Raw genomic sequence first — 12,083 nt, 5'->3', positions numbered from 1 at the left:
CACGCTTCCCTTCCTGATCCCGTCCAACCTGCGCGCGGCGCGCTGGCGGAAGCACCGGGCTGGGCATTCGATCGCGCCAGCACCGCCGCACGCCGGATCTGGGCAAAGGAGCTCGACATCCTGCGCGTGTCCGGCGGTACGCCTGCGCAGCACACGATCCTGTCGAGCGCGCTCTACCACACGCTGATGGGGCCGACGTTGTTCAGCGACCGTGACGGGCGCTACATGGGGCTCGACCAGCAAGTCCATACGCTCGCCGCCAGCGAGCGCGCGTACAGTGCCTATTCGCTATGGGACACCTATCGCGCGCTGCATCCGCTGATGACGCTGGTGCGCCCCGACATGGCCGAACGCTTCGTCCACGACCTGATCCGCCAGACGCAGCAAAGTCCGTACGGTCCGCCGACCTGGCCGCTCCAGGGGTTCGAGACGGGCTGCATGAACGGCTGGCATTCGGTCGTCGTGCTCGCCGAAGCACACGCCAAGGGGATCAAGGCCGATTACGCGGCGGCCTGGCCCAACATCCGCAAGCGCGCATTCGACGCAAGCTACAAGGACAGCCTCGCGACGCACGGGCGCGACCATTACATGAAGCTCGGCTATATTCCGGCGGACAAGATCAAGGAGTCGGTCAGCCGTACGCAGGAATATGCGTATGACGATTACGCCATGGCGGCACTGGCGGACGCGATCGGCGAGCGCAGCGATGCGGCGGTCCTGCGCAAGCGCAGCGGCAACTGGCGCAACGTGATCGACCCCAAGATCGGGTTCGCGCGCCCGCGCTTTGCTGACGGAAGTTGGTGGGCGGCGTATGATCCGGTCACGCTCGGCCACATGCCGCAACCGCGCTGGCGCGATTATACCGAGGCCAATGGCTGGCAGGCGACGTTCCTCAACCAGCATGACATCTACGGCATGATCGCGCACATGGGCGGCGATACGGCGTATGAGGCGAAGGTCGATTCCTTCTTCAACGCGCCCTCCACCCTCCCCGACAATGCGCCACCCGACATCGCAGGATTGGTCGGGCAATATGCGCACGGCAACGAACCCGGGCACCACGTCGCCTATCTCTATGCCTATGTCGGCGCGCCGTGGAAGACGCAGGCGATGGTTCGGCGGCTGTGTGCCGAGATGTACAAGAACGATCCGGACGGCGTGATCGGCAACGACGATTGCGGGCAGATGAGCGCGTGGTTCATTTTGACGTCGCTCGGCTTCTATCCGGTCGATCCCACGACGGGGATCTATGTGCTGGGATCGCCGCTGTTCGACACTGCGGAACTGCGCGTCGGTGCGGGCAAGACCTTGCGCGTCCGCGCGATCGGCAATGCGCCCGACCGGCCCTATGTCCAGTCGGTGCGCTGGAACGGCAAGCCGTGGACCAAGAACTGGATTGCGCACGCCGATATCATCGGCGGCGGGGAGCTCGAGTTCACGATGGGCGCGAAGCCGTCGCGCTTTGGCGCAGGGGTTGCGGATCGTCCGCCGTCCGCACCACGCGCCTGACGAAACCGGGCGGGGGTCGCCCCCCGCCCGCCTTCAGAAGAACGTCTCCACGACGTCGATCACCGTAAAATCGTCATCGACCACGAGAATCTTGCGCCATTTGTCGAAGGTCAGGCACGGGTGCGAGATGTCGAACGCGATCACGTCGCCGACCGCGATGTCGTCGCCCGGCGCGATCGTCAGATACGCATGCTGGTCCATCAAACCGGTGACTTCCCAATGGACGGGGGCCTCGACGGGACGATCGTCCCGCTCGGGACGGAACAGCGTCGCGGGGCGCGGCAGCCCCGCATCGAACGCGACGTCGCGCTTCCCCATCGCGATGATCGCACGCGTCGGATCGGAGATCGACTGCACCACCGCCCAGATCCGCAGTGCCGGGAGCAACGCCTCGCCGAAGGTCGGGGCGACGGCGTTGCGCTTGAGGATTGCCTCCTGCGCGACCCGGTACAATCCGTCGTCATGGCTGATGTAGCAACCCGGACGCAGCACGACCTCGACCTCGCCCGCCTTCGCCATCGATGCGGTTTCGTCCGCGACGATGTCATACCAGGCGGACCCCGCCCCCGACAGGATCGCCGGTGTCCGGTCGATCCGATCATCCGCGATCAGCCGCTTCGTCACCTCGACCGCGCGACGGACGAACCGGCGAACATGCGCTTCGTCGGGAAGCACGCCTTCGTAGAATTCTACGCCGCCGAGCCGCAGATGATCGCGCCATGCATCGAGCGCGGCGAGAACCTCCGCAAGCCCCGCTTCATCGCGAACCCCGGCACGATACCCGGGCTGATCGGGCTCGGGTGCGAGTTCGATCAGCACGTCGAGCACTACGCCCGCCGACCGGCATCCCTCGCCCAGCAACGCCACGCCCGCTGCGGAATCGACGATGCAGATCACGTGCTGGTCGGGGATCGCCAGCAGACCGACGACCGCAGCGACATTCGCCTTGCCGACGATCTGGTTCGCGATCAGGATCCGACGGACGCCGTGCGCCGCCGCGACCTGCGCCTGCTGGCTCGTCGCAACCGTGATGCCCCACGCGCCGTGCGCAATCTGCCGCTGGAACAGCTTGGGGGCCATCGTCGTCTTGCCGTGCGGCGCGAGCGAAACGCGATAGGCATCAATGAACGACCGCATCCAGTCGAGATTATGCTGCATCCGCCGCTCGTCGAGCACCGCCGCCGGGAAGCTGACATCGCCGTGCAACAGGTGCCACGGGTCGGCACCTTCGGTACCTACGCCCTTGTCGAGCTCGAGCTTCTGATCGTTCACGCGCCTGCTCCTCGTTAAGGAAAATTGTTTACATTATTCCGCGCTAGGGTGACAACGCCGTTGTGACCGGAACCGTCGAGGATGTGGAATGACACGGACGATCATCGCCGGGGTGAGCGTGTACGACGGTACCGGCACCCCAGCTTACGGCGCGGATGTCGAGATTCGCGACGATATCATCGCGAGCATCCGCCCGGCCGCCAGCCATCCCCCGCTCGATTCGATCGATGGACGCGGGCTGGTGCTCGCGCCGGGCTTCATCGATGCGCACACCCATGACGATTTCGCGGTGATCGCCGCGCCCGCCATGACCGCCAAGGTGACGCAGGGCGTGACCACCGTCGTCGTCGGCAATTGCGGGATCAGCGGCGGCATGGATGTCACGGCGCACGGTGACCTGCCAGATCCGCTCGTGCTGTTGGGCGCTGCGGACGCATTCCGGTACGACAACTTTGCCGCTTATGCCCAGGCGGTGGATCGCGCGGGCCCGGCGACCAACGTGGTGGCGCTGGTGGGGCATACCGCGCTGCGCGCGCGGCACATGGACGCGCTCGACCGCGATGCGACGGGAGCTGAGCGCATGGCGATGCGCGCCGACCTGACGACCGCGCTCGATGCCGGCGCGTTCGGGTTTTCCACGGGCCTCGCTTATGCCAACGCCAATGCGGCATCGACCGAAGAGGTGATGGCGCTTGCAGAGGCACTGCGCGACACCACTGCACTGTATTGCACGCATTTGCGGAGCGAAGCAGGCGAGATCGTCGCCGCGCTCGACGAGGCGTTCGCGATCGGGCGCCACGCCGCCGCACCGGTGGTCGTCTCGCATCTCAAATGCGCGGGCGCGCCGCAATATGGCCGCAGCGGCGAAATCCTTGCGATGCTGGAAACGGCTGCGACGACGCAGCCCGTCGGATGCGACTGCTACCCGTATACCGCCAGTTCCTCGACGCTCGACCTGAAGCAGGTCGTCCCCGAAACCCCGATCAAGATCACCTGGTCCGATGCGGAGCCCGCGCAAGCCGGGCGGATGCTCGCCGACATCGCGGCAGACTGGGGCACCGATCTGCGGACGGCCGCCGAGCGGCTGCAACCGGCGGGTGCCGTCTACCATTGCATGACCGACGGCGACGTCGACCGGATCCTCGCACACGACCTGACGATGGTCGGGTCGGACGGCCTGCCGTGCGATCCGCGCCCGCATCCCCGCCTGTGGGGCAGCTTCCCGCGCGTGATCGGCCATTACGCGCGCGACCGCGGGCTGTTTTCGATGGCAACCGCGATCCGCAAGATGACCGGCCTCCCCGCCGACCGCTTCGGCCTGAGCGACCGCGGCTATGTGCGCGAAGGGCTGGCGGCGGATCTCGTGCTGTTCGATCCCGCGCAAATCGGCGACCGCGCCACCTACGACGATCCGACCGTTCCTGCTGCCGGGATCGTCGGCGTGTGGGTCAACGGCATCGCGACCCTGACGCTTGGGGGCCCGACCGGCGCGCGCGGCGGCCGGATGCTGCGGCGTCCAACCCAACCCATCCCACCACCAAAGGACTTTGAAGACATGACCGACGAACTCAAGCGCTACGGCGTCGAAGGCGGCAGCGGCACCGGTGGCCAGCATCTGCCGTTCGCGCGCGCCGTCCAGGCCGATGGCTGGCTCTACGTGTCGGGCCAGGTGCCGATGGTCGATGGCGAAGTGATCGACGGCGGGATCATCCCGCAGACGCACCAGGCGATCCGCAACGTCCTGAAGATCCTGGAAGAAGCCGGCTACGGCCCCGAACATGTCGTCCGTTGCGGCGTGTGGATCGACGACGCGCGCGACTTCATGTCGTTCAATCGCGTGTTCAAGGAATATTTCGGGGCGAACCCGCCGGCGCGCGCATGCGTCGTTTCGCAGATGGTCGTCGACTGCAAGGTCGAGGTCGACTGCATCGCCTGGAAAAAGCCTTAAGATGGCGCCGGGCGGCCTGCTCCTGATCGAGGCGGGGGTCGCGGTCGCCCTGCTCATCGTGCTGATTGTCCGGGTTCGACTGAGTCCGTTCATCGCGCTTACTCTTGTCTCGCTCGGGCTGGCGCTGGTCGTCGGAATTCCGCTCGGCGGGATCGTCAAGAGTTTCGAGGCGGGGGTCGGCGGCGCGCTCGGCCATATCGCGCTCGTCGTCGGGCTCGGCACCATCCTCGGCAAGATGATGGTCGAATCGGGCGGTGCCGAGCGGATCGCGGATACCGTCATCGGTTTCTTCGGGCCCGCGCGCGCCGACTGGGCGATGATGACGGTCGCGCTGATCGTCGGCTTGCCCGTGTTCTTCGAGGTCGGGTTCGTCCTGCTCGTGCCGATCGTCTTCACGCTCGCGCGGCGGCTCGGGCAACATCCGATGCGGATGGGGCTGCCGATGGCGGCTGGCCTTTCGGTGGTCCACGCAATGGTCCCGCCGCATCCCGCCGCTTTGCTCGCGACTCAGGCGTATAACGCCGACGTCGGCCTGACCGTGCTGTTCGCGCTGATCGTCGGCATCCCGACCGCGGCGATCGCCGGACCGCTTTACGGGCGGCTGATCGTCCCACGGCTCGCGCCCCTGCCGATCGCGCCTGTCCCGGTTGCGGACGAGCATGACGACCGGGTGCTCCCTAGCTTCGGGATAACGCTCGCGACCTTGCTGCTTCCAGTCGTGCTGATGATGGCTGGCAGCCTGGCGACCGCGGTTGCCGTGCCGGGATCGACCCTTGATGGCATCTTGCGTTTCGTTGGAACCCCCGTGGTCGCGCTGCTTGCCGCTGTGCTGGTCAGCTATTGGACGCTCGGCCTCGCACGCGGGATGAACCTTGGCACGATCCAGAAATTCACCAACGACTGCCTCGCGCCCACTGCGATGATCACGCTGGTGGTCGGGGTCGGCGCAGGGTTCGGCCGCGTGCTGATAGACAGCGGCGTGTCCGACGCGATCGTCGCCGCCGCGACCAGCGTGCATCTGCCGATCGTCCTGCTCGCCTGGTTGATCGCCGCGCTGATGCGCGTGGCAACCGGATCAGCGACGGTATCGATGGCCACCGCCGCCGGCATCATCGCACCGCTCGCCGCGGCCAATCCGGGGATCCGGCCCGAATTGCTCGTGCTTGCGACGGGTGCGGGATCGGTGATCCTCAGCCATGTCAATGACGGCGGCTTCTGGCTGGTAAAGGAATATTTCGGCTTGAGCGTCGCCGACACGATCCGCAGCTGGACGGTGTGCGAGACACTGATCTCGGTCATCGGGCTGGTGCTGACGCTCGCTTTGTCACTGGTAGTCTAGCGCCCCGTTCACCGTTGTCCGGTGAAGAACCTCAGGCCCGGTGCAGCTGGCTCGCGAATTGCTCGTGGACGTCGCTGCGAGCGGTCATTTCGGCAGGACGACGCGGTCGCCGGTGATGGTCACGTCGGTCCACACGCCCCCACCCGTTGCCTCGGCATCACCCGGTTGTCCGCCGGCCACGAACAGCCGGTATCGTCCGGGAACGATCGCGCGCGTACCGTCACGCTCGACCAGGCTGAGGCTGCGGGGTTCGATCGTGAGCGCAACCGCACGCCGTTCGCCGGCGCGCAGCGTGGTCCGGCTGAACCCGACAAGTTGCCGCTGCAATACGGGCGTAGTGCGGCCCTGTTCCTGCGGTGCGGTCGGCGCGAGATAGGCCTGCACGACCTCGTCGCCCGCTACCTTGCCGACATTGCGGAGGCCGACCGTGACGACCAGCGGCTGCCCCGCCACGATACTGGTGGTCGCGGGCGAGACCGTGTCATACGCAAAGCGCGTATAGCTGAGCCCATGGCCGAACGGATACAGCGGCGTGCCGGTGAAGAAGCGGTAGGTCCGGTTCTTCATACTATAGTCGATGTACGCAGGCATATCGCGCGTCTGCGCATAAACCGTCACCGGCAGCCGCCCGCCGGGATTGATATCCCCCGCGAGCATCCGCGCGATCGCGGTCCCGCCCGACTGGCCGGGATACCAGGCCGCGACCACCGCATCGGCATTCTGCTTGCTCCATGCGTCGGCAATCGCCGAGCCGGTCATCTGCACCACGACCAGCGGCTTCCCTGCGGTCGCGAGCGTCTCCAGCAGCACACGTTGCGGCTGCGGGAGTTCGATCGCGGTGCGATCGCCGCCGATGAACCCGGGTACGTCGAGCCGCAATGCCTCGCCCTCCAGCGTCGGGGACAGCCCTGCGAACACCACCACCACGTCCGCCGCACGCACGACCGCCAGTGCTTCCTCGCGTTGCGCCGCATCGGGTGCGACCCAGCGCAATCCGATCCCGCCGTCTTCGCTGACATGGCGATATTCGATGCGGATCGCGTGCGGCTTCGCGTCGTCGAAATCGACGCTCGCCTCGACTGCGCTGTCGTCGCCGACATCGGTGATGATCGCCTTGTCGTCGAGCCATAGCTGCACCGGATCATGCCCGTCGCAATCGAAACAGCGCGCGATGTCCAGCCGCAGGCGATAGCGTCCCGGCGCGGGCGGCGTGAGCTGCCCGGTCCAGCGGACCCCGTAGCCCTTTTCCGCCAACCCCGGTGCAGGCGGCGCACGGTCCCAGTCGAAGTCGATCTTGCGGTCCTGCCGGATCGTCGCGGCAGTCCCCGTCATCGCGCTGGTCCGGAAATACTCGCCCTTCAGCCCGGGCTTTCCGCCTGCCGACAAAGCGGTCTCGGGCACGGGCAACGGCACCCCTTCGGCAAGGCCGCTGCCCTGCGCATAGCGGACCTGTGCCGCGCCGAAGCGCGTGCGGATCCCCTCCAGCGGGGTGACCGGGGCCGCGGCGGTGCCATGATAATTCGCCTCGAGCACATCGAGCGAGTCCGCATTCGGCCCGATCACCGCGATCTTGAGACCGGGCTTGAGCGGAAGACGGTTCTTGTTGGTGAGCAGCACCAGCGACTTTTCCGCCGCGGTCTGCGCCAGCGCGCGGTGTGCCGCCGTATCGACCTGCGACGGCTTGATCCGATCCCACGGACTGCGTTGCCCGAAGGCGATCCCGAGCGCCGCGCGCGACGACAGCACACGGTGCAAGGCGGCATCCACGGTGGCTTCGGGAACGAGGCCCTGGCGGACCGCGGCGGGCAGCGCGTCGTAGCTCGGCCCGCAGTCGAGATCGGTGCCCGCCGAGAGCGCCGCAGCGGCGGCGCCGGGCAGGTCGGGCTTGTAGTAATGGAAGCTGGTGATGTAGCCGACCGCGTCGCAGTCCGACACGACCATCCCGCGGAAACTCCAGTCACCGCGAGCACGGTCGTTGAGCAACGCTGCCGACGCGCAGGCCGGCGTGCCGTGCAGCGAAATATACGCGCACATGATCGATCGTGCGCCGCCCTCGATCACCGTGCGGCGGAAGGCGGGGGTATAGGTCTCCGCCATGTCGCGCGGCGACACGTCCGCATCGAAGCTGTTGCGCCCGGCCTCCGGCCCTGAATGCGCGGCATAATGTTTGGGGGTGGCAATCGCCTTGGGGTGGTCGGGGTCGGGCCCCTGGATTCCCTGCACGAACGCGACGCCGAGCGTGCCGGTCAGATACGGATCCTCGCCATAGGTCTCCTGCCCCCGGCCCCAGCGCGGATCGCGGAAGATGTTGACGTTGGGCGACCAAATATGGAGCCCCGAGAAGCGACGCCGGTTGCTGGTCTTAAGCTTCGCATTGTATTTCGCACGTGCCTCGGTCGAGACGACGTCGCCGACCTGATGGAGCAGGTCGGTGTCCCAGGTCGCGGCAAGCCCGATCGCCTGGGGGAAGACGGTCGCGATCCCGTCGCGCGCGAAACCGTGAAGCCCCTCGCTCCAGTAATCATATCCGGGCAAGTTCAGTTTTGGCACCTCCGGCGCGGTGCTGCCGAGCTGCGCCGCCTTTTCCTCGAGCGTCATTGCCGAGATCGCCGCCTCGATTGCCGGCGTGGTGGTCTGGGGACCGGCGGCCATCAACAGAAAGAGCAGCATCGACGTCCCTCGCAACAAGCCGGAGTCTCGAGGGCCGGATCACGCCGATCGGCTATCCGGCCCGCGTTCGCGTCAGAAGTTGGCGCGCATGCCGACACGGAACGCACGACCGACCACATCGTAGAGGCCCGGATTGGTCACATCGCTCGGGACCGTCGCTGCGTCCTTGTTGAAGACGTTGTCGACCTTGACGTACCCCTGCACGGCGGGAGTGAACTTGTACGACGCACCGACATCGACATACAGCGCGCCATCGAGATGGTTACGGTCGATCGTCGGATTGTTGATCGTCGATACCGGGCAGTCGGTCTGGCACACGACGAACTCGTTGCTGATCACGCCCGCGCTGATCCATCGTTCCTGAAGCGTCAGCGCGAACAGGTCGGTCGTCCAGTCCTGCATCGCGAGGACCTTCCAGCTCGGCGTCGCACCCTGCCCCAGGTTCACGCCTGCGCCCTGGATCGGGATCGTGTTCGGCAGCCCGCGATCGGACACGAAATTCTTCACGTGCGTGGCGAGGCCGCGCACCGTGGCCCGGCCGGGCAAGCCGATGCCGGACAACGGGATCTGATAGCTCGCCTCGATGTCGAAACCGTCGGTGAAGATCGACGCGAAGTTGAACGGCTGGACCGTCACCGATGCGTTGTTCGCATCGCTGATGTCGAAGCTGTTGCAGGTGAACGTCACGCCCGCGAAGCAGAGGTTGATCTGCGTCTGCGCGTCCAGCGCCGCGATCGCGCTGTTGATCTTGATCCGGTAATAATCGACCGAGATATTCAGCCGCGGCGCCCAGCTCGGGCGGGACAGGATGATGCCGAACTCGGTATTCCGCGCGACTTCGGGGCGGAGTGCGGGGTTGCCCGTCGTCGTCTGCAACACGGTGAGCGTGCGTCCCGGGGTGAACGGATCCGTCGTCCCCGTACGATTGCTCGTGACCGGCGCAGCGAACAGCTCGCTCAGATTGGGTGCGCGAATGTCACGCGACGTCACGCCGCGAAGCCGGATGCCGTCGAGTGGCGTATCCCACGTCCCCCCGATCTTCCACGTATAGACGGTTCCCGACGTGCTGTAGTTCGTCGCGCGCGCGGCGCCGTTCAGGTTCGCCTTGCCGATGGCGTCGGAGTCGAACAGCGGCGCGTTCAGTTCGAGGAACGTCTCATACACGCTATAGGCGCCGCGCCCGTCGCGGTAGTTGCCGGCATACCAGTTGCCACCCTGTGGGTTGAGCAGCGGATCGCTCGGATACTGGTCGTTATACGCACCGCTGGTCACGACGCCGTTGCCATAGGGATCGGCATTGACGCTGTAGAATTCGTGGCGGTACTCGCCGCCGAACGCGAGCGCCAAGGGCCCCGCGGGGAGTTGCAGCGGTTCGCCACTTACCGAGAAGCTCGCGACGTCCTGCGTCTGGCGGGAGTGCTGATAGGGGCCGTTTTCCGGCGTGATGTAGTTCAGCGCGGCGGCGCTGGGCGTCTGTCCGCCGATGATGTTGATCGGGACGCAGCCGCTGGCGACGGCGACCGGATTTGCGCAGGTGATCGTCCCGTCAGGCGCGCGGACCGCCTGGATCGCGGCATTGTACCGCGGGATCACCGGGATATCGTGAACCGTGATATCGGTGATCCCGGTGCCGTGCGCGTAATAGGCGTCGTAACGCCAGTCGCTGCCGAACGCCTGGACCTTGCCCTTGGCCCCCGCGACGAACCGGTACTGCTCGCGCTCGGTCCGGACGGTGATCGGATTCGGGAAGATCGCGTTGCTGACGCCGTAGCGGAACTCCGTGATGCCATTCGCGTCACACGCCGCCTGGACCGATGCCGGGACATAGGGATTGGAGCATTGCAGCGTCAGATTGCCGAACTGGGCGGACCCGATATTGGGGATGTTGCCCGTCGTGACCCGTGCGACGTTCACCGTCGTGTAAATCTCGTTGTCGGGCGCGATATCGAACCCGATCCGGCCATAGCCACTCAGGCGCGTGATCGAGGATTTGAGCGAGTTCGCATTGGTCACGTTGCCCGACCGGTCACCGCCCTCGCAGACGCCGTTGAAGCAGCCCAGAACGTTGCCATTGGCGTCCCGCGCCGGAACGCCGTTCGACCCATAGTCGAACTGGCGCGGATTTCCGTCCATATCGAACGCGGTGCCTTGCAGCGGGCCTGCCGTGATCAGCCCGTAGAGCGCCGTGTTGTTCGCCTGCGTAAAGCTGCGGTCGAGATATTGCGGCAGCCCCTCGTTCATGATCCCGCGGTTGATCAGATTGCGCGAGACCAGCCAGTTGCGTCCGCCCGGACCGCTGCCGTTGGGATCCGAACCGACGCCGAACCCCGCCGACCCGATACCGTCTTCATGACTGTATTCGCCGCTGCCGATGATGTGGAGCCGGTCGTTGAGGAGCGATTTCCCGACCGCAGCCTGGACGGTATAGTTGCCGTCGTCGCCATAGGTGCTGACCCCCGACTGGAGGTTGGCCTTGAACCCGGTGAAGCGCGTGTTGGTCACGAAATTGACCACGCCGCCGACCGCGTCGGATCCGTAGCTTGCGGACGCACCGCCCGTCACGACGTCGACGCGGTCGATCAGCAGCTGGGGGAACAGGCTGACGTCGGCGACGCCGGTGACATTGGCGCCGACGACGCGCTGACCGTCGATCAGCGTCAATGTCCGGATCGGCTGCAGACCACGCAGGCTGAGTGCGCTCAGGCCCTGCACGCCCGTCGAGGTGCCGTTCGACCCCACCGTTGCGCCCGTGCTGCCCTGCAGTGACGGCAGCTGCGCCACGGTGGTAAACACGTTTGGCTGCGCGTTCTTGCCGATCGCGTCCGCGTTGAGAACCTGGGTCGGCGTCGGCGCTGTAAAGCCGGACGCGGTGATACGCGATCCCGTGACCACGATGTCGGATTGACCTGAGGCGGGTGCCGCTGGCGCCTCGACAGCCTGCGGGGCTTCCACAGCCTGTTCGACGGGGGCCTCTGGCGCAGGTGCCGGCGCGGGTTCGGGTGCGGGCGGCATCTGCTGTGCGAGCGCTGGCGATGCCAGCATCGTCGATGCGATGAAAATCGCTCGCAGCGATTTCAGAGTGGTGGCCCGCTGCATCAGAATCTCCCCTTGTGGCCGCGGGGTCAATTGGGACCTCCGAGACTGAAACTTGTCCTAAATCAATCAGCCACCCTGCCGCAATAAATATTTCATCAAGTTTCTTTATCTATGCGATTGGAATTCTTTGTCAGGGTTGATCGTATGTGTCGCACTGCAGCACTGTCCGATCGATAACGAGCGGACGTCGAGATACCGTCGGGAAGCGCGAACTGCCCGACGGCCTAACGTCTCGCGAGAATTCGAGCC

5 protein-coding genes and 1 pseudogene are annotated in these 12,083 nt (G+C 66.0%); 3 read left to right on the top strand and 3 right to left on the bottom strand.

The genetic code is table 11. The annotated features are described in order from the left end of the window. Positions 1–42 precede the first annotated feature (42 nt). Positions 43–1,509: pseudogene (locus AC0CH3_RS14180) on the top strand (GH92 family glycosyl hydrolase); the annotation flags it as partial. A 33-nt stretch (positions 1,510–1,542) separates the two neighbouring features. On the opposite strand, the gene AC0CH3_RS14175 reads toward AC0CH3_RS14180, so the two are convergent. Continuing rightward, positions 1,543–2,781: an amino acid deaminase gene (locus tag AC0CH3_RS14175; protein ID WP_465238006.1), complete on the bottom strand. Its 1,239-nt coding sequence runs from the start codon at positions 2,779–2,781 to the stop codon at positions 1,543–1,545. An 88-nt stretch (positions 2,782–2,869) separates the two neighbouring features. Here AC0CH3_RS14175 and AC0CH3_RS14170 point away from each other — a divergent pair, with 88 nt between their 5' ends. After that, positions 2,870–4,729, top strand: a complete 1,860-nt coding sequence (locus tag AC0CH3_RS14170; protein WP_354304254.1) for an amidohydrolase family protein — start codon at positions 2,870–2,872, stop codon at positions 4,727–4,729. A 1-nt stretch (position 4,730) separates the two neighbouring features. Continuing rightward, complete coding sequence (locus tag AC0CH3_RS14165; RefSeq protein ID WP_354304256.1) at positions 4,731–6,068, top strand: GntT/GntP/DsdX family permease; 1,338 nt, start codon at positions 4,731–4,733, stop codon at positions 6,066–6,068. A gap of 84 nt (positions 6,069–6,152) precedes the next feature. Here the strand turns inward: AC0CH3_RS14165 and AC0CH3_RS14160 are convergent, their stop codons facing one another. Together AC0CH3_RS14160 and AC0CH3_RS14155 are read right to left on the bottom strand one after the other, a co-directional pair. Next, a complete protein-coding gene (locus AC0CH3_RS14160) occupies positions 6,153–8,738 on the bottom strand; it encodes a glycoside hydrolase family 3 C-terminal domain-containing protein (RefSeq protein WP_465238005.1) in 2,586 nt (861 codons plus the stop codon). 72 nt (positions 8,739–8,810) lie between these two features. After that, entirely contained in the window at positions 8,811–11,834 is a 3,024-nt protein-coding gene (locus AC0CH3_RS14155) for a TonB-dependent receptor plug domain-containing protein (protein WP_354304260.1), read from the bottom strand. Between the last annotated feature and the right edge of the window lie 249 nt (positions 11,835–12,083).

It is taken from the genome of Sphingomonas sp. AC449 (assembly GCF_979253475.1).
This window is presented reverse-complemented; position numbering and strand designations above follow the sequence as displayed.

What these genes read in the sequence shown, in the direction of transcription:
- AC0CH3_RS14170 (WP_354304254.1), top strand. Translation starts at nt 2,870, where the DNA reads ATGACACGGACGATCATCGCCGGGGTGAGCGTGTACGACGGTACCGGC.
- AC0CH3_RS14165 (WP_354304256.1), top strand. Translation starts at nt 4,731, where the DNA reads ATGGCGCCGGGCGGCCTGCTCCTGATCGAGGCGGGGGTCGCGGTCGCC.
- AC0CH3_RS14160 (WP_465238005.1), bottom strand. Translation starts at nt 8,738, where the DNA reads ATGCTGCTCTTTCTGTTGATGGCCGCCGGTCCCCAGACCACCACGCCG.
- AC0CH3_RS14155 (WP_354304260.1), bottom strand. Translation starts at nt 11,834, where the DNA reads ATGCAGCGGGCCACCACTCTGAAATCGCTGCGAGCGATTTTCATCGCA.